The sequence below is a fragment of the Cohnella algarum genome, assembly GCF_016937515.1.
Classification (GTDB): Bacteria; Bacillota; Bacilli; order Paenibacillales; family Paenibacillaceae; genus Cohnella; species Cohnella algarum.
In genome coordinates this window covers 2,683,790-2,702,367 of sequence record NZ_JAFHKM010000002.1, presented here as the reverse complement: position 1 = coordinate 2,702,367, position 18,578 = coordinate 2,683,790, and the positions used below count along the sequence as shown (strand labels likewise).

At 60.7% G+C, this 18,578-nt stretch carries 13 protein-coding genes and 1 pseudogene; 3 read left to right on the top strand and 11 right to left on the bottom strand.

The features are described from left to right. Window positions 1-42: 42 nt before the first annotated feature. The 3 genes from JW799_RS12365 to JW799_RS12355 form a co-directional block, all read right to left on the bottom strand. The gene (locus tag JW799_RS12365; RefSeq protein ID WP_240353247.1) at window positions 43-1,272 is read right to left on the bottom strand and encodes an MFS transporter; all 1,230 of its coding nucleotides are present in this window, start codon (window positions 1,270-1,272) and stop codon (window positions 43-45) included. Between the two features lie 283 nt (window positions 1,273-1,555). Beyond that, entirely contained in the window at window positions 1,556-2,254 is a 699-nt protein-coding gene (locus JW799_RS12360) for a queuosine precursor transporter (protein WP_205430029.1), read from the bottom strand. 251 nt (window positions 2,255-2,505) lie between these two features. Continuing rightward, window positions 2,506-3,408 (bottom strand): ArsR/SmtB family transcription factor, encoded by a 903-nt coding sequence (locus tag JW799_RS12355; protein WP_080832960.1) that lies wholly within the window; start codon window positions 3,406-3,408, stop codon window positions 2,506-2,508. A 117-nt stretch (window positions 3,409-3,525) separates the two neighbouring features. Between JW799_RS12355 and arfA the strand changes: the two genes are divergently transcribed. Next, window positions 3,526-5,034, top strand: coding sequence for an arabinosylfuranosidase ArfA (arfA, locus tag JW799_RS12350; protein WP_205430028.1), 1,509 nt, complete (start codon window positions 3,526-3,528; stop codon window positions 5,032-5,034). A 69-nt stretch (window positions 5,035-5,103) separates the two neighbouring features. Here the strand turns inward: arfA and lspA are convergent, their stop codons facing one another. Next, entirely contained in the window at window positions 5,104-5,556 is a 453-nt protein-coding gene (gene lspA, locus JW799_RS12345) for a signal peptidase II (RefSeq protein WP_205430026.1), read from the bottom strand. Window positions 5,557-5,723: 167 nt separating this feature from the next. Here lspA and JW799_RS12340 point away from each other — a divergent pair, with 167 nt between their 5' ends. Continuing rightward, window positions 5,724-6,503 carry an SDR family NAD(P)-dependent oxidoreductase gene (locus tag JW799_RS12340; protein ID WP_205430024.1) on the top strand — a complete coding sequence of 260 codons (780 nt, stop codon included), beginning with the start codon at window positions 5,724-5,726 and terminating at the stop codon, window positions 6,501-6,503. 13 nt (window positions 6,504-6,516) lie between these two features. Here the strand turns inward: JW799_RS12340 and JW799_RS12335 are convergent, their stop codons facing one another. Next, the gene (locus JW799_RS12335) at window positions 6,517-7,380 is read right to left on the bottom strand and encodes a helix-turn-helix transcriptional regulator (RefSeq protein ID WP_205430022.1); all 864 of its coding nucleotides are present in this window, start codon (window positions 7,378-7,380) and stop codon (window positions 6,517-6,519) included. Between the two features lie 128 nt (window positions 7,381-7,508). On the opposite strand from JW799_RS12335, the pseudogene JW799_RS12330 reads away from it, so the two are divergent. Next, window positions 7,509-9,460, top strand: a pseudogene (locus tag JW799_RS12330) (glycoside hydrolase family 127 protein). A gap of 101 nt (window positions 9,461-9,561) precedes the next feature. Here JW799_RS12330 and JW799_RS12325 read toward each other — a convergent pair. The 6 genes from JW799_RS12325 to JW799_RS12300 form a co-directional block, all read right to left on the bottom strand. Further along, window positions 9,562-10,881 (bottom strand): ester cyclase, encoded by a 1,320-nt coding sequence (locus tag JW799_RS12325; protein ID WP_080833787.1) that lies wholly within the window; start codon window positions 10,879-10,881, stop codon window positions 9,562-9,564. Window positions 10,882-11,041: 160 nt separating this feature from the next. Beyond that, window positions 11,042-12,439 carry an amidase gene (locus JW799_RS12320; protein WP_139787108.1) on the bottom strand — a complete coding sequence of 466 codons (1,398 nt, stop codon included), beginning with the start codon at window positions 12,437-12,439 and terminating at the stop codon, window positions 11,042-11,044. Continuing rightward, the gene (locus JW799_RS12315) at window positions 12,417-13,673 is read right to left on the bottom strand and encodes an MFS transporter (protein ID WP_205430020.1); all 1,257 of its coding nucleotides are present in this window, start codon (window positions 13,671-13,673) and stop codon (window positions 12,417-12,419) included. The genes JW799_RS12320 and JW799_RS12315 overlap by 23 nt, the downstream gene beginning before the upstream one ends. A 24-nt stretch (window positions 13,674-13,697) precedes the next feature. After that, window positions 13,698-15,296, bottom strand: coding sequence for a response regulator (locus tag JW799_RS12310; protein WP_205430018.1), 1,599 nt, complete (start codon window positions 15,294-15,296; stop codon window positions 13,698-13,700). Next, the gene (locus JW799_RS12305; RefSeq protein WP_205430016.1) at window positions 15,293-17,074 is read right to left on the bottom strand and encodes a sensor histidine kinase; all 1,782 of its coding nucleotides are present in this window, start codon (window positions 17,072-17,074) and stop codon (window positions 15,293-15,295) included. The genes JW799_RS12310 and JW799_RS12305 overlap by 4 nt, the downstream gene beginning before the upstream one ends. Window positions 17,075-17,248: 174 nt before the next feature. Next, window positions 17,249-18,559, bottom strand: a complete 1,311-nt coding sequence (locus JW799_RS12300) for an ABC transporter substrate-binding protein (RefSeq protein ID WP_205432942.1) — start codon at window positions 18,557-18,559, stop codon at window positions 17,249-17,251. Window positions 18,560-18,578 lie beyond the last annotated feature (19 nt).

The window sequence follows — 18,578 nt, the reverse complement described above, 5'->3', positions numbered from 1 at the left end:
CGTCCGCGCTTCGGAATGCCCTTTACGTCCGGGAACGTCCCGTTACGCCGATTTGGGGCGATCGCTCGGCAGCAGCAGCGCGAGCAGCCCGACCACCGGCAAAAAGGCGACCGTCTGCATGACGGAAGTCATGCCGAACACATCCGCGGCCTTGCCGAGAACGACGGCGCCGATCGCCCCCATGCCGAAGGCGAGCCCCGTCGTCAGGCCCGAAGCCATCCCGACTTTCGCCGGCATCAAATGCTGGGCGTACACGACCGCGACCGAGAAGCCCGACAGCAAAATAAACCCGAGGATCGAGATGACCGGATATACCAAGGACAAGGGCAAATACGGCAGCAGCAGCGAAAACGGGATCGCTCCCGCGATTGAGAGCACGATCATCTTTTTCAGCCCGATCTTGTCGGCGAGCACCCCGCCCATAAACGTGCCGGCCACCCCGAAGGCCAGGAATAGAAACAGCGGAATTTGCGCCTGTTTGGCCGATAATCCGTAGTCTTCGATCAGGAAAAATTGATAATAGCTGCCGATTCCGGAATGATACCACGATCTGGCAAACACGATGAAGACGAGAAGGCTCATGGCGAACGCGGCCCGCGGATGACTTTGCAGCGCTCCGGTTCCCGTCTTCCCTTTGGCCGAACGGGCGGCCGTTTTCTCGGCGTTGAACTGCCGGAGCCGGTTGCGGTACCAGGGGATGATCGCCAGCACCGCGGCAAAAGCGACGACCGCGAACGCCGAGCCCCATGCGGCGCCGATCTGCCCGAGCGGGACGAACACGAAGACGGTCATCAGCGGCGCGAGCGAGCTGCCCGCGTTTCCGCCGACCTGGTAGACGGACTGCGCGAAGCCGCGCCGGCCGCCGGCCGCAAAGTAAACGACTCTCGAACCTTCGGGGTGAAAAATGGCCGAACCGAGGCCGATGAACAAAACCGCGAGCAAAACGGCCCAGAACGACGGGGCGAACGCAAGCCCGATAATCCCGAGCAAGCTGAGCGCGACGCCGCCGATCAGCATATGCGCGGACGAACGGCGGTCGGTGTAGGCGCCGACGAGCGGCTGCATAACGGATGACGTCATGTTCAGAACGAACGTAACCCACCCTACCTGGGCGTAGGACAGGCTGAGCGAATCTTCCAGCACCGTGTACAGCGCCGGAACGACCGCTTGCATCGAATCGTTCATCATATGAACGAGACTGATCGCCAGCAATACGGGCAGCGCGGCAGCCGTCGAGGCGGCGGCCGGTCTGGCGGTTGCGGATGAAGCCAAAGCGAATTCCTCCCATGCGGTCGAAACAAGTTCGTCAAGCGCGCCCGCAAAACAGCGCGCTTCCGGTTTACGACAAACAAAGTTTAGAAGCGGACCTGGCGAATGTCAACACATTTCGGAAAAAACGCTTCTCGCCGACGCTTCGGTTCCGCCGGGGTGCGGACAATATCGTCCGGAATCGGCCGCGAAGCCGAAAAACGACAAAACGGGCCCGCTGCGCCGGCTGCATCGAACCCGTCGGCTTATCGGCAAGGCTTCGCTGGCCCGCTCTTGCTTGTTCGCGTCACTGCCCGGCGCTTGACGCCTCGTCTTTAAACCTGAAATTCCTTGCGATATAAATGACCGGCGTCGAGGCGGCGGAGACGATAAATTTCAGCAAATACGTGCTGAGCGCGATTTGCCACCAGACGTCCCACGGATAAACGCCGGCAAAGGCGATCGAAGTAAAAATAAGCGTGTCGACCAGCTGGCTGAGCAGCGAGCTGCCGTTGTTCCGAATCCACAGCTGATTGCGTCCCGGGAACGCATCTTTCAGCTTGCTGAACAGCCGAACGTCCATGAACTGGCTGACGAAATAGGCCGTCAAGCTGCCCAGGGCGATGCGGGGCATCAAGCCGAAAATCGTTTCCAGCGACTCCTGCGAAATATCCGTCTCCTGCGGCGTGAACACGAGCACCATCTGCATCATGATCATCGACATGAGCAGCGTAAAAAAACCGAACCAGACCGCTTTGTTCGCCTCTTTGGCGCCGTATTTTTCGTTCAGCAAGTCGGTCGTCAAATAAATCGTGGCGTAAATCGTATTGCCGAGCGTCGCCACGATGCCCAGCACTTCGATCGTTTTGACGACCTGAATGTTCGCCAGCACCGTCGCCGCGCCGATCCAGACGTACAGCCCGTTGCGGCCGAACAGCCGGTAGCAGGCCAGGAACAGGCCGAAATTGACGAGGACGAATAATACGCCCCATAAAAAATTAAACAAATAAATCCCTCCTAGTTTTGATAACGCGGGAGTTTTCGAACCGCGGCTCCTTCGGGAGCAATGCGATCCATTATAGCATAAGTGTTCGTCTTTCGGGCATCCGTCGATCCTCGGGGAAAAAGCGCCGGCGAGCATTTTCCGATTATTCGACAAAAAAAGCGCCCGATGCGCTATGATGGAAGAAAAAACGAAAGCGGGGGGACTTCTCGTGTACGCGGATGTGACGCTCCAGACCAAAATCCGTCCTCCTGCTACGTATATACCCGAAACAAAATATCCTGGGCGTAGTTCCCGAACGACTCCCCGTACAGCGTCAGGCCGCCGACATGTTCGGCGTCTTCCGGCACGGCCAGGCGAAGCGTCCAGTGATTGCGGGCGGCGGGAATGTCCGCAAGCGTCGTATCGGACACCCGCTGCCCGTCTACGTACGTTCCGTCTTTGCGCACCCGGATCATTTTCAACCATCCGTATTGATTGATCGCATCCTGCCACCATGCCGGGGTCAGCTTCCCCCTCCCGTCCCCGCTGTCTCCCGGACTCGTCCATATGCCGAGCAGCGCGCCGTTCAAGTAAAAATGGATGTCGGAGGGCCAATGGCGATTGACCCCCGGCGCCTCCGACCCGATTTCAAGCGAAATTTCGATCTCCTCGGCTTCCTGCCCCGCAAGCAAGTAATTCGGAATCTGATATTCCACGTACCCCCGCCCGAACCATAAAATCTGGGCGTTTACCCGCTCCGGCTCGAGAAAATAACGCGCGTCGTCAAACTGGCCGATCAGCTTGTCCTTCGTCGCAAGCCCGCACGTGGGAAACACTTCGTACCGGGTAAAATGGCCGATCGGCACCGATACCTCCTGAACGGAGCGCAGCTCCCGTTCCCGGCTCGGAAACGCGATCTCGACCCCGCTCGCGGCGAGCGAGCACATCTTGTGCGTGCCTCCGTCTTTGCGAACCATTCGGGTTTGAACGAGGCCTCCCTGCTCCAGCTTCCGGATGTGCGCCGTCATCATCGGTCCGCTTAATTCCAGAGCGGCCGCCAGGTCCTTCAGGTTCATCGGCCGTTCGGCGAGAAGCTCCAGAATTTTCAGCCGGACGCCGCTCGCCAGCGCCTCGTATACGGGCAGCCACTTCAGGTCGGTATCGGCGCGAATCATTCGTCTCATCCTTCCCATTGAAAAATCCATTGCATTTCGTTCGAAGCTAATGTTTAATATATTTATTAATACTATTTAATTGAATTAATATTTTTATTATTTCATTGAGGTGATCTGATGTCAAGCGCGGCAAAAATCAAAATCGAAAAGGATTTCCGGATCGGCGACGTCGACCCGCGTCTTTACGGTTCGTTTATCGAGCATTTGGGACGGGCGGTATACGGGGGCATTTACGAGCCCGGCCACCCTTCCGCGGACGAGCAGGGCTTTCGCGCCGATGTGCTGGAATTGGTGAAAACGCTTCAGGTTCCGATCGTCCGCTATCCCGGCGGCAATTTCGTATCGGGGTATAACTGGGAGGACGGAGTAGGACCTGCCGAACAGCGAAAAAGAAGGCTGGAGCTCGCCTGGCGCACGATCGAACCGAATACGTTCGGCCTGAACGAGTTCATGGACTGGTGCCGCAAGGCGGGCACCGAGGCGATGATGGCGATCAACCTCGGCACCCGCGGTCCGAACGAAGCCCGCGAGCTCGTCGAGTACGCGAACCATCCGTCCGGCACGTATTTAAGCGATCTGCGCATCCGGCACGGCTACCGCGACCCGCACGGCATCAAAACGTGGTGCCTGGGCAACGAGATGGACGGCCCTTGGCAAATCGGCCACAAGACGGCAACCGAGTACGGCCGCATCGCCCTGGAAAGCGCCAAAGTGATGAAATGGGTCGACCCGAGCATCGAGCTCGTCGTCTGCGGCAGCTCCAGCACGGAAATGCCCACCTACCCCGAATGGGAAGCGACCGTGCTCGACCACACTTACGATCATGTCGAATACATTTCGCTGCATCGCTATTACGGCAACCGCGACGGCGACAGCGCTTCGTTCCTCGCTTCCTCGATGGACATGGACGAATTCATCAAAACGGTCGTCGCGACGGCCGACTATGTGAAAGCCAAAAAGCGCAGCAAAAAGGAGATGTACCTTTCGTTCGACGAGTGGAACGTCTGGTTCCATTCCAACGACGCCGACAAAAAAATCGAGCCGTGGCAAATCGCCCCGCCCCAGCTGGAGGACGTCTACAACTTCGAGGACGCGCTTGTCGTCGGCTGCATGCTGATCAGCCTGCTGAAGCGCGCCGACCGCGTCAAAATGGCGTGCATGGCCCAACTGGTCAACGTCATCGCCCCGATCATGACGGAAAACGGCGGTCGCGCCTGGAAGCAGACGATTTACTATCCGTACATGCACGCAAGCGTGTTCGGCCGCGGCACCGCGCTCGTGCCGCTCGTGCAGTCTTCCAGGTACGATTCCAAGTCGTATACGGACGTCCCGCATATCGAAGCGGTCGCGGTTCATAACGAAGAGGCGGGCGAATTGACCGTCTTCGCGGTGAACCGTCACTTGTCCGACCCGCTCGGAGTGGACATCGACCTCCGCAGCTTCGGCGCAGCTTCCCTGATCGAGCATATCGAGCTGACGAGCGACGATCTGAAGGCCGTCAACACCGCGGACGATCCGGACCGCGTGAAGCCGGTCAGCGGCACCGGCAGCGTCGCCGCGGAAGGCCTCGTCTTCGCCGCCCGGCTGCCGAAGGCGTCCTGGAACGTGTTGCGGTTCAAAGTATAAGGTTCCGGAAGCATAAAGAAGGCTGTTCCGCCCGGCACCGGGTTGCCGGGGGAACAGCCTTTTTTCGCTTTATGCCGCCGCTTTTGTTTTCTTGGGCAGCAGCATATGGATCAGGATGATCACGACGCCGATATTCAACATAAGATCCGCCAAATTCATAATGCTGCGTCCGGACCACCACTGGATAAAATCGGTGACCTTGCCGAACAGCGTCCGGTCGATGGCGTTCCCGATCGCTCCCCCGACGAAAAGGCCGGTGCCGAGCTCCATCCACTTTTCTTTCAAACGTCCTTTGTGCCGGTTGTATAAAACGAAGAGAAGAATGGCGACGGCGATCGGCACGAACCAGCGGCCGTAGCCCTGAAACGAGCTGCCCATCGCGCCGGTGTTTTCGTAGTGGGAAAAGCGAAGCACGCCCGGCCAAACGTCCAGCGTTTCGCCGACCCGCATATTTTGGCGGACCCACAGCTTGGTCAATTGGTCGACGGCAACGGAAATAAGGAATGTCGCATAAAAAAGCACGAACGCACCTCCCGAATATAAAGCCTGTCCCTATTTTATATGGAATCGTCCATTTTTCCAAAATTCGAATAGGCTATAATGAAAATTAGAGTAACTCAGCCTACATACGCTTTCTATCGGCAACGGATTTATCGCGAGTCTAAATCTTGTTATTGGAGGAATCGGCAATGGACTTGGGCGTCAAGGGCAAAACGGCTTTGATCACGGGAGGAAGCAAAGGAATCGGCTTGCAGACCGCCATCGTGCTGGCGGAGGAGGGCGCGAACGTCGTCGTCGTCGCCCGCGGCGAAGACGCGCTGCGCGGCGCCGCCGAAAAGATTAAAAAGGAAACGGGCGCCGACGCTCTTGCCGTTGCCGGCGACGTCACGTCCGACGAAGACGTGCGGCGGGTCGTGAACGAGGCGATCGCGCGGTTCGGGCGTCTGGACATCGTCGTCAACAACGCGGGCACGTCCGCGGCGGCGGCGTTCGACGTCGTCGAGCTGTCCGCTTGGGAGCAGGATCTGGATTTGAAGCTGTTCGGGGCGATCCGCTTCAGCCGCGCCGCGCTTCCCTATCTGAAGGAGAACGGGGGCGCGATCGTCAACGTGACGGCTTCGTTCGCCAAAACGCCGGGCGCCGCTTCGCTTCCGACCAGCGTCAGCCGGGCGGCCGGAATGGCGCTGACCAAAGCGATGAGCCGGGATCTTGCCAAATACGGGATCCGCGTCAACACGGTCTGCATCGGCCTGATTCGCAGCGACCAGATCGAGAAATCCTGGAAACAGACGGCGCCGGAGCAAAGCTGGGAGCAGTTTTCCCGCGATCCGAAGCACGACATTCCGCTCGGCCGCATCGGCGAGACGGTCGAAGCGGCGCGCGTCATCGCGTTTCTCGTTTCCGACGCCGCGTCCTACGTGACCGGAACGTCCGTCAACATCGACGGCGGCAAGGCTCCGGCTTTGTGATCCGGCAGGCCGCTTACGAACGGTAGCGCCGCCGGTACTTCAGCGGCGACACCCCGGCCTGCCGCTTGAAGCAGGCGGAGAAATACGGGACGTGGCGGAAGCCCACCCGCTCGGCGATCTGCGCGATCGACCAATCGGTCGTCACCAGCAGCAGCTTCGCCTGCTCGAGCCGGTATTCGTGCAGATAGTCCATCGGCGTGCGATCGAATCGCTCCTTCATGCAGCGAACGATATAATTCGGATGAAAATGCAGCGCCTCCGCCAGCTTCCCGTTCGTCAGCTCCGCCTGATAGTTCGCCTTCAAGTAGGCTTCCGCCTGCTCCGCGATCCGGATCGCCGGCGTGCTCCGGCTTTCGTGCTCGCCCTCTTCTAGCAGCCGCAGCAGCTCGAGCAGCAGCGCCTGCTCTTTCCAGAACGCGGCTGTCCGGTTCCCGTCGCGCAGCCGGACCAGCTCCCGAAGCAGCTTCGGGCCCTCGCTCGCGCCCCCCGGTCCGGCGCGATAGGGCAGCCGGATTTCATACGGGTTGCTGAACGGCTGCTCGAAGGGCTGCTGGAACCTGTCAAGCGGCGCGTGCCGCACTTCCTTTTCCCCGGAATACGAAAAATGCACCCAATAAAATACCGTTTCCCGGTCGCACGGCTTGACCGCGTAATGCTCGCCGTCGGGCAGCAGCAGCAGCGTCTGTCCTTCGCCGAGCGCCCAATCCCTCCCGTTTTCCCCGATGTGAAGCTCCCCTCGAACGACCCAGAGCAGATCGAAAAAGCCGAGATTTTTGCGATTGGGGTGCTGTTCCCCTTCGGCATAGGCCGAAACGCCGGCCCCGAGATAATAAGGCAGAGGCGGCGCCCGCAGGACGACATAGGTTTCCGGCTCCATGAGCGTCCCCTTTCTGTCTGTGTGAGATTATATAAAATCGGGTTTAATCCGTTTGTTTTTTTCGCTTGTTTTTAAGGATATAATCCATCTCGAACAGAGTCAATTTCTGATATTTCGGGAGGTAAGCCATGAGCGAAAAAGTCAGCGTGCAGGATCGTTTCTGGAACGAGTATACGGAGCTGGTTCGGCAGGCGGTCATCCCTTATCAGTGGGAAGCGTTGAACGACCGGGTCGAGGGGCGGCTCCGAGCTACGCGATCCGGAATTTCCGCATTGCCGCCGGGCTGGAGGAAGGGGAATTCGGAGGCATGGTGTTCCAGGACAGCGATCTCGCCAAATGGCTGGAGGCGGTCGGTTACTCGCTCGCCAGCCGCCCGGATCCCGAGCTTGAGCGGATCGCCGACGACGCCATCGACCTGATCGGCGCCGCCCAGCTTGAAAACGGTTACCTGAACACCTATTTTACGATCAAGGAGCCGGACAAAAAGTGGACCAACCTGCACGACGCGCACGAGCTGTACTGCGCCGGGCATCTGATCGAAGCGGCCGTCGCCTACTATCGCGGAACGGGCAAACGCAAGCTGCTCGATATCGCTCGGCGCTTGACCGATCATATCGACGAGGTGTTCGGCATAGGGCCCGGCAAGCTTCGCGGCTACTGCGGCCACCAGGAGATCGAGCTTGCGCTGGTCAAGCTTTACGAAGCGACGGGCGAAGATCGTTATTTGCGGCTTAGCCGGTACTTTATCGACGAACGGGGCCAAGCTCGGAACTACTTCGCGGAGGAATGGGAGCGCCGGGGCCGAACGAGCCATTGGGTTCAAGGGACGACTTCTCCCCCCGACCTGGAGTACAACCAAAGCCACCTGCCCGTGCGCGAGCAGACGGTCGCGGTCGGGCATGCCGTGCGGGCGGTCTATATGTATGCGGCGATGGCGGATCTCGCCCGGCTCGCCGGCGACGAACGGCTGCGCGAAGCGTGCGGGAAGCTGTGGAAAAACGTGACGGAGAAGCAAATGTACGTGACGGGGGGCATCGGTTCCACGCATCACGGCGAGGCGTTTTCATTCGATTACGATCTGCCGAACGATACGGCGTACGCGGAAACGTGCGCCTCCATCGGGCTTGTTTTCTTCGCGCGGCGGATGCTCCTGCTCGAAGCGCGGAGCGAATATGCCGATACGATGGAACGCGCGCTGTACAACAATGTCCTTGGCAGCATGTCCAGGGACGGGAAGCATTTTTTCTACGTGAACCCGCTTGAGGTGTGGCCGGACGCCAGCGTTCGCAATCCCGGCAAGCGCCACGTCAAGCCGGTCAGGCAGCGCTGGTTCGGCTGCGCCTGCTGTCCGCCCAACGTCGCTAGGCTGCTCAGCTCGCTTAACGAGTACATCTACACGGCGGACCGGAAGCGCAATACGGTATACGCCCATTTGTATATCGGAAGCGAAGCCCGCTTCGAGCTGGATGCGGGCCCCGTCAAGCTGAAAATGAGTTCGGAACTGCCTTGGTCGGGTAAGGTGAGCTTCGAAGTGTTGCCGGAATCGAACGCTCCCGCGAAATTCGCGCTGGCGCTGCGCGTGCCGGGCTGGTGCGCCGGCGCGAGACCCGCGTTGACCGTGAACGGAAAGCCGGCGGACTACCGGACGGAGCGCGGCTACGCCTTCGTCGAGCGCGAATGGTCGCAAGGGGACGCCGTCGGCTGGGAGCTTCCTCTGGAAACGCAACTGCTCTTCGCGCACCCTCTCATGCGGGCGAATGCCGGCAAAGCCGCTTTCCAGCGCGGACCGCTCGTGTATTGCCTGGAGGAAGCGGACAACGGCGCGCCGCTCGCGTCGCTGGCGCTGGCCGCCGAACCGAACCTGGCGGAGCGGTTCGAGGCCGGCCCGCTCGGCGGCGCCGTCGTCATCGAGGCCGACGGGACGGCGATCGAAGGCGCGGGCTGGCCGGAAGACAGCGCGCCGTACCTGCCGCTCCGCCCCCGCGTCAAGGCGGCACGGTTGAAGGCGGTTCCGTATTACCTGTGGGGGAACCGCGAGCCGGGCGAAATGGCCGTCTGGATTCGGACGGCCCGGCCGTAACGCCGCGCCTGACGCCATCCGTCCGTCCGGCAGCAACCGCAATAGGTGAAGGCAGCTCTGCCGGCGCCGTCTCCTTACGCCGGAGATGCTGCCCGCGCCGCTCAGGATACGCCGGAGAAGCTGCCGTCGCCGCCCGCGACGGCTGCCGCGGCGTTCTGGACGCCGCCGTCGGCTTCCATGTAAATTTGCCGAAGCACTTCGATGCCGTCGAACAGGAACCACTCTTCGATAATTTTGCCGGCCTTGATCTTGTAATGGTTGATGCCGAAAATTTCGATCGGCTTGCCGCTCGGCCGCCCGAAGTAGCCCATGCCCTCGTGCGTGCCCTGTACGCGCCAGCGAATCGCAACGTCCCAGTCGGCGTCGGAGCCGCGCCGGTTGCATGTGATGCGCTCGATATGGGTTTTGCCGTTCGGAATCGAGGCGAAGAAGCTGACGAACATCCCTTTGATCTCCGCCATGCCGATCAGATCGCGGTTGCAAACGTAGTGAACGACCGCGTTCGGATCGTAGAACTTGTCCACGAAATTGAACGAGCGCCGCTCCCATACCCGGTTGATCATCTCCAGCAGGAAGTCGCCGATCTCGAAGTGTTCGAACTGCCGGCGGTAGATTTTCGGCGGCAAACCGATTTCGGCCGTCTCGGGGAAGCCGAAATGAAGCGGCGCCGTCAGCGTCCGGGTGCCCTTGGCCAGCCCTTTCGCCACTTCGACCGGATCGAGCCCGAGCTGCTGCACCATATGGAACGTATCCATCACAAGCCATTCTTCGTAAATTTTGTTGTTCAGAATCATGCAGTCGGCCGTCGTGCGGAAGACGACCTTCTTGTTCGTCGCGGGGCCGTACAGGCTGTCGCCGATATTGGTGCCCATCGACTTGCCCCGATGCGAAGTAAAGAAGCCTTCCTCGTCGTTGCCCGACCAGATGACGCTCCAGCCCAGTCCTTTCCGGTCCGGAAACGCATGCAGCGTCTGCAGCGTGCCCGCCACGACCTCGTTGACGCCGTGGCTGTTAAGCAGCCCTTTGTGGACGGAAACGTTGTGGCTGTACGTTTCGTAGATGAGGCCGATGTCTTTTTCCTTCCAGATTTGCCGCGTGATCTTGACGATGTAATCGACGATGTTGTTGTATTCGGGATCGAAGCCCCTCATGCTCTGCTTGCGCTGCAGGCTTCCGGGGAGGTTCAGATAATCGAAATCGTCGTTCGTGTCGATCATGTTGACCTCTTCAGCATCCGCATAAAAAAGATTGCTTTGCTGAACGCGCCGCTTCGTTGCCGCCGGAGCGGATGCGGCCGCCTGCGGCGCGGCCTGAGGCTCGGCCGGGCTCTTGCCGCTTTTCGGCTTATCGGCCGGCGCGCCCGTTGCGCCGTTCGCCGGCTTGCTTCCTTCTTCCGGATTGCCGTTGCTCTTGATTTCCATGAAAATCCACCTTTTCTTGTTTGATTGCGCCCGTTCGCTTTCCTGGCCGCGAACGGACAGGGCCGTGCTCGCGTTCGCTTTCATTATAAAAAAAGCGTCCGGACGTCCAATAGAAACCCGATTGACAGGATCGGTGCACTTCGTTGACGCGCCGCGGGCGTCAAGCCTCGGCCCCGGCGCCTTGTTCGATCCGCGCGTCCCGTTCGGCATAGAACCCGGACAGCGCCGCCCGTTCATACGCGTAAGCGATGCGCAGCGCCGCGTCCTCCCGATGGTGCGCGGCGGCGATCTGCAGGCCGACGGGCAGGCCGTCCTCCGTTAGCCCGCACGGCACCGACAGCGCGGGATGGCCGGTAATGTCGTACAAACAGGTGAACCGGATCATGCACTCGTCCACCGTCTCGACCGAGCCGTCGGGAAACCGCACTTGGCCCTGTCCCAGCCGCGTCGGCGCCGCCGGCATCGTCGGCGTGACGACGGCGTCCACCTGACGGAACAACTCGTCCAAGCCGCGCGTCATTTCGTCGCGTTTCCGCATCGCGTCCATGTAGTCGTGCGCCGTCGCGGCGCGGCTGCGCGCGAACGTTTCCGCGGCGCCGGCGCCGTACAGCGCCAGCGATGACGCGATGCGCTCGCGGTGCACATAGCCGACCTCGGGCGTGGCGATGCCCGTGGCGACGGCAATCGCCTCCTCGGCCAGCGGAAGGTCGACGTCGATCAGCACCGCGCCGAGCTCGGCAAGCGCCGCCAGCGCCGCGTCGAAGCGCTTCTCGACGTCGGTCTCGATACGCCGGGACACGAATTGGCGCGGGACGCCGATTCGCAGGCCGCGGATGTCCTCGCGGCACGCCCAGGCGTACGGCTTGCCCGCCGCCGCCTCGAGCAGCAGCGCGACGTCCTCCACGTTGCGGGCGATCGGCCCGACGTGATCGAGCGTCCACGACAGCGTCGTCACCCCGTCCGTCGGCACCAGCCCGCGCGTCGGCTTGAGGCCGACGACGCCGCAGCAGGCGGACGGCACCCGGATCGAACCCGCCGTGTCCGTGCCGATCGAGCCGAGGCAGAAGCCGGCGGCGACGGAAGCCGCCGAGCCGCTGCTGGAGCCCCCGGCCATAAACCGCGCGTCCCACGGATTGCGCACGTCGCCGTAAAACGGATTGTCGGACGTTATGCCGAAAGCGTACTCGTAAAGATTCGCCTTGCCGACGGTTACGGCCCCGGCTCCGCCGACGCGGTCCACTACGGCCGCATTGCGCCGGGGCACCCGGTCGCGGTCGATTTGCGAGCCGTTCGTCGTCCGGATTCCCCGGGTATCGATATTGTCCTTGTAGGTAACCGGCACGCCGTGCAGCAAGCCGGGGTCCTCGCCCGCGGCAAGCCGCCATCCCGCAATGCCGGCCTGACAGCGCGCCGTCTCCTCGGTCAGGGTAATGATCGACCGAAGGTTTGCGTCCGCGGCCTTGATGCGCGCCAAATACGCCCGGACGATCTCTTCCGGCAAGAACGTCTTGGTCCGGTATCCGTCCAGCAGCGATTTAATGGTCATGTCGAATCGCACGGCATTTCTCTCCCTTTTCCCTTTCGGGCTCTTCAAATCCTCGGTTCCTCGGCGTTAATCGCAACGGGCGCGGCGCCGCGCCGGTACAGCGCGCCGGCCAGCGCCGCGCCGATCGCGGACAGCGCCCCCAGACGGCGAAGCCCGCCGCCTCCGAAACGCCGTCGACCAGCAGGCCGAGCAGCAGCGGCCCGACGAACATGCCGAGCGAGTACAGGCTTTGGAAGAAGCCCATGCGCGTCGTCTTCTCGTGCGGCCGCGTCCGCTCCAGCACGATCGACATGAGAAACGTGAACGCCATCCCGTACGCGATGCCGGCCGCCGCCTGCAGCGCAAACAGCGCGGGCAGTCCGCCGGCGGCCGGCATCAGCACAATGGCCAGCCCCTGCGCGGCAAAGCCGAGCACCCCCGTTCGGACGAGACCGAGACGGCGGTACAGCCAGGGGCACAGCGCCGTCGAGAGGCCGAACATCATCAGATGCGTGTTGGCCAGCCAGCTGACGGCGATCGGTCCCGCGCCGAGCTGCTGCGCCATGAGCGGCGTAAAGGTGTCGCGCGTGCCGTACATCGTCATTTGGATCAGCGCCCCGAGCAGCGAGATGGCCCACAGGCGCTTGTCCGACAGCTGGGAGGTCAGCGTGCGCCGGGTGAACGTCGGCTCGCCGGTCCGCGCCGGGGGCTGTCCTTCCTTCAGGAAGAACGTCAGCGCCAACGCCAGCAGGGCGGCCAGTACCGCCACGGAGAAGCCGGCCGAATAGCCGTACGCGTGAATGACCAGCCCGCCGATCGTCGAGCCGGCCAACGAGCCGAGCGGCGAAGCCGCCGAAATGAAGGCCATCGCCTTCGCGCCGTCCCGGTCCGGAAACAAGGACGGGAACATGACCGTAAAAATCACCCACGTCGAGCCGGCCAGCCCGTTGCTCAGCTTGCCGAGAAACAGCGTTCCGGCGCCCGGCGCCAGGAAGGCGGCGGTCCAGCAGACGATCGTCAGCACGAAGCCCGCCTGGATGAAAAGCTTTCGTCTGGACAGCATGCCCGACAAAATGCCCAACGGCAGCCGCGCGAACATCGAGGCGAGCCCCGTAACGCCGACCATGCTGCCGATGAGCGCCGGCCCGACCCCCAGCTCCGCCGCATACGACGACACGAACGGGTCGAAAGCCGTAATGCTCACAAAGAACAGTACGCTTATCGCAAAAAACAACCCCGCTTCCGCGGCCCAACTCCGATTTGCCATCTTCGTTCCTTCCCGCTTCTTCCCTCAAGAGCCGCACGCCTGCCTGGCAGCGGCCGCGAACGAACGGAACTCGCTCGGCGTCACGCCCTCGGCCCGTTTGAATACCTTGATGAAATATTTATCGTTCTGATAGCCGACGAAATCCGCGATCTCGTATATTTTCAGATGCGGATTTTCCAGCAGCTCCTTCGCTTTCTCGATGCGTACCTGGGTCACGTAGTCGGTGATGGTGACGCCGAACTCCTGCTTGAACTTACGCGATATATACTCGCGGCTGAGAAAGAAACGGTCCGATATTTCCTGCAGCGTCACTTCGCGCTTGTAATTTTGCCGCAAAAAAAGCGCGATTTCCCGGATGCTGTTTTTTTCCTTCCGGTATTTCAGGCCGTGCAGCAGCCCGATCAGCGCGTGAAACTGCACACGTTTTTCGTCGCGGAACCGGCGGAAGGAGAAGCGCCCGTCCTCCTCCCAATAGCCGTCGCCCCGATGCAAGCTGCCGCCGTCGCGGATGTCGTATTCCTGCAGCCAGTTCGCCTGCAGCAGTCCGTATTGGCTCTCCCAGTTGTGCAACTGCTCCAGCGTCATGCCTCCGGAGGCTTGCAGCGTCTCGAAAATCCCGTCGAGCAGCCGGTCGACGCTTTCCGTGCTGCCGCTTTGGATCGCCCATCTCAGCTCCTGCGCGTAATTGAGCAGATGCAGGACGGCGCGCGGCTTCACTTCCTCGAACCGGACGGGCTGCCGTTCCCGCGCCGCTTCCTCCAAATCGCACTTTATCAGCGTGTACCGCGCCGACTCGTACGCGTCCGCGACCTGACGCGCCTCCTTGCCGGCGGCGACGATCGGCTGCATCCGGACTTCCTGGCGCACCGCCCCCAGAAGATGCCTGGCGAGCGCCTCCTCGTCCTGGAGATTCCAGACGAGCATCGCCAGCTCGTCGCGCTTGTCCAGATTGCGAAAGGCGATGCCGCTCCCGCTCGTTCGCAATACGCCGTTTACGACCGGCAGCAGCGCCGAAAACGCGACTTCCGTGTTGCCGCCGTATTTGACGGCGGCGAAGGCGTGAACGGGCATCAGCCAAATTTTGAACAAGGTGCGGCCTGCGGCCACCCCGAACTCCCGCTCGAGCTGTCCGGCCGCGTCCGGCGCCGGGGCTCTGCTCAGCATGCTCGACAGCAGACGGTCCCAATACAGCGGCTTTGCCTCGCTGGCGACCCGGTCGTTTTCCAGGGCCGACTTCCGGTTAAGCGCCTCGCGCTTCCATTCCTCCACGGCCCGCTCCAGCGTTTCGTTCAACAGAGCCGGTTCGATCGGCTTCAGAATATAATCGAAACTTCCGTAGAAGATCGCGCTCCGCATATAATGGAAATCGTCGTAGGCGCTGATGACGATGGTTTTGCAGTCGCCGGCGTGGCGCTGCAGCCATTCCAGCACCTTGATGCCGTCCATCGTCGGCATATTCATGTCCGTAAAGACGATTTCGGGCCGGTGCCGCTCGATCAGCCGCACGGCCTCCTCGCCGTCCCGTGCCTCGAGCACCTCGTCGATGCCGAAGCGTTCCCACTGGGCCAGCATGCGCAAAACGTCGCGAACATGCTTTTCGTCGTCGATGATGATGGCCTTCATCCTTCTCCACCCTCCGTTTCGAATTCGGCGGGAAGCCGAATTTCGACCTGCATTCCGCCCTCCGGACGATTGTCGAGCGTCAGGCTGGCCTGCGGACCGTAATAAAACCGCAACCGGAAATAAACGCTTCGCAAACCGATGTTCGTCTCCGCCTTCGAACCGTTGGACTGCTCCTCGAGAAACCGCCTGTACAGCTCGTCCCGGCGGCCCGGATCGATGCCCCGCCCGTTGTCGATGACCCGCACGACCAATTGCTCCCCTTCGCGCCGGCCTTCGACGCGAAGCATGCCGATCTCGCCGGACCCGGCCTCCATCCCGTGCTTGAAGTAGTTCTCGATGACCGGCTGCAGCAGCATCTTCGGCACGACGGCGTTCATCAGCCCGCCGTCCACGTCGATGCCGTATTCGAACTCGTCGCAGTATCGTTCCTTGTAAAGCTGCAGATAGGCATCCGCGATGTTGACCTCCCGGATGAGCGGCACTTTGTCCTCGTCCGTATTCATGCTGTACCGCATGATTTTGGACAGATTCGTGAGCAGCCCGTACACCTGTGCGCCCCGATTCTTGAGAGCGAGCGACCCGATCGACTGCAGGGCGTTGTGCAGAAAATGCGGATTGATCTGCGATTGCAGCACTTTCAGCTGATTGGTTTTGTTTTCGATTTCCAGCTTGTACTCCCGTTCGATCAACCGGTTGAGGCGTTCGACCATCTTTCGGAAACTTTCGCCGAGCACGCCGATTTCATCGCGGCCAAGCGATTGGAAGCCGACCTGCATCTTGCCCTTCTCGACCCGGCGAATATTTTCCACGAGAATGCGCAGGGGCGAGGTGATGCGGAAGGAAAACAGCACGGCGGCGGCGACGGCGAGACTGATGCCGAAGATGCCGAACGCGATGTTGATTTGCGTGATTTCGTAACCGCGCTCGAACAGGTTCTCGAAAGGGATGCTCTTCATCAGAATCCAGCCGCCGTCCGACATGGCGGTCCGGTTATAGATGACGACGCCCCGGAAGTCTTCGCTGTTCCACTCCAGCGTTCCGCTTTCGCGTCCGGAGTCGCGCACCCGTTCGATCAGCTCCGGATCTTCGCTCCCGAAGCTCGAGCTGAAGACGGGCTCGCCTTCCGCCGTCAAAATGGACAAGTTCTCCTTGCCGCGCATATACAGCTTTTCGCCAATTTCGGCCACTTGGTCGGGCGAGACGACGAGGGTGAAGTAAGCCAGAGTAGCTTTGGAAGGAACGTCGGTCAACGAGCGCAGGATCGTGAAGGTGTTGCCCGCAGCGGCGCCTTTTTCGTTCGCTTGCCGCACTGTCTCGATATAAAAGAAGTTGGAGCTGCGATCCGCCTTGGCGTAGTCGGCCAACTCCTCCTCCGAGATGTCGGTAAAGCCGACCTGGCTCTTGGAAACGAGAATGTTGCGGTTTTCCTTGAGCAGCGCGATGCTGACGCGGCGGATATGCTCGTTCGCATACAGCAACTGCGTCAATTCGTCCCGCATCGTCCAGAACGTTTCGTAGTCGCGTTGACCCGCCGAGCGTAAATACGAGAGAAGATTCGGGTTGCTGTAAACCGACAAGGTGATGTCCAGCAGCTCGTCCATGTAGCTTTCCATGTACACTTTGCCCAGATCCAGCAGGTTGACGTTTTCCTGCACAAACTGGTCCTTCAACGAATCGCGGGTATAAAAATAGGTGAACACCACCGAAGAAGCGAACGGCAGCACGCTGATGGCCAGCAGCAGGATGACCAATTTGTTTCTCAAGCTTGTTCGGATCAACCGCGATGCCCCCATTCCTGCGATCCGGATTGCCTTTGGCGGAAAACCGGCGCTCTCCAACCCGCAACCCGCGTGCCCGACACCGGCCGGAAACGGGTCAAGGTCAAGCGCGCCAGGTGGTCGAAGAAGGAATGCCCGTCGCCCGGACATTCCTTCCCTTGTCTATGTCAGTTTTTATTTCAATTTGTTCCATGACGCTTGCATTTGGTTCAGCACTTCGTCCCATCCGATTTGACCGGCCGAATATTGCTGCATCGACGAAGCGAATTCTTTGTTGGCGCCGTCCGGCCAGCTCGTCCAAATCATCGGAATCGTCTTTCCTTCTTTGGAATAAGCGACGATGTCCTGGCTCGTTTGCGACAGCTTGTCCGTCGCAATGTTGTCGAAGGCCGGAATGAAGCCGAACTCTTCGGTCATGTAGCGTTGTCCCGCTTCGGAGGATACCATCCAGTTCAAGAACGTTTTGGCCGCTTCGATGTTAGGCGAATTTTTGTTGACGGCCCAGTTGTTCGGCACCCCTGCCACGATTTTGCCGGAAGCGTCGCCGTCGTTGATCGGCATCGGCAGAATGCCCATGTTCAGATCGGGATTGATTTCGCACACCATGCTCTCCACCCAGTTGCCTTGCTGCAGCATCGCCGCCTGGCCGGAGGCGAACAGCGTCACTTGCGTATTGTAGTCGGTGGTCAGCGGGTTGTCGTTGCCGTACTGAATCGTCGTATCCATCAGGCCCTGAAGCTCTTTCAACAAAGCGTTGTCCGGAATCGTCGCGGCGCCGGAGTTGACTTGTTCGATGAAGCCGGCCGGATCCTCCTGATAGCCGAACGCGACGTTCGTGAAGTGGCTGCCGATAATCCACCATTCCGCAAACCCGTTCGCGAACGGCGTGATGCCGGCGTCCTGCAGCTTTTGCGCGGCGGCCTTCAGCTCCGTCAGCGTCGTCGGCAGTTCGGCGATGCCCGCTTGCTCGAACAGGTCTTTATTGTAGAGATAACCGTAACCTTCCATGTTCATCGGCATGCCGTAAAGCTTGCCGTCCGTATCGGTCATGCCGTCTCCGGTGCCTTCCAGCAAGTGGCCGACCCAGGGCTCTCCGGACAGATCGGCCAGATGCTCCTTCCACAGCTGCATTTCGCTTGCGCCGCCGTTGTTAAAGATGTCCGGGCCTTCGCCGGCCGCGAATCTCGCCTTCAGCGCGTCCATATAACCGGTGCCGCCGCCTACCGTCTCGGCTTTCACCTTGATGTTCGGATACTCTTTTTCGAATTCTTCGATCATCGCGTCGAACTGGTCGGCGATTTCCACTTTCAGCTGAAAAACGCTGATCGTCACCGGATCGCCGCCGGACGACGCTTCCGCTCCTGCCGAACTCGCCGCCGAACCGCTCGGCGCCGCATTGCCCGAACCGCCGTTCGAACTTCCGCATGCCGATACGACGAGCGCTAACGCCAACATTGAAATGCCCAACATCCATTTTCGCTTCATCAAGTCCATGCCCTCCTGA

Bases quoted from the DNA above. Each gene is read 5' to 3' on its own strand.
- JW799_RS12355 (WP_080832960.1), bottom strand. From the start codon at position 3,408: ATGATTCGCGCCGATACCGACCTGAAGTGGCTGCCCGTATACGAGGCG.
- arfA (WP_205430028.1), top strand. From the start codon at position 3,526: ATGTCAAGCGCGGCAAAAATCAAAATCGAAAAGGATTTCCGGATCGGC.
- JW799_RS12340 (WP_205430024.1), top strand. From the start codon at position 5,724: ATGGACTTGGGCGTCAAGGGCAAAACGGCTTTGATCACGGGAGGAAGC.
- JW799_RS12335 (WP_205430022.1), bottom strand. From the start codon at position 7,380: ATGGAGCCGGAAACCTATGTCGTCCTGCGGGCGCCGCCTCTGCCTTAT.
- JW799_RS12325 (WP_080833787.1), bottom strand. From the start codon at position 10,881: ATGGAAATCAAGAGCAACGGCAATCCGGAAGAAGGAAGCAAGCCGGCG.
- JW799_RS12315 (WP_205430020.1), bottom strand. From the start codon at position 13,673: ATGGCAAATCGGAGTTGGGCCGCGGAAGCGGGGTTGTTTTTTGCGATA.
- JW799_RS12310 (WP_205430018.1), bottom strand. From the start codon at position 15,296: ATGAAGGCCATCATCATCGACGACGAAAAGCATGTTCGCGACGTTTTG.
- JW799_RS12300 (WP_205432942.1), bottom strand. From the start codon at position 18,559: ATGAAGCGAAAATGGATGTTGGGCATTTCAATGTTGGCGTTAGCGCTC.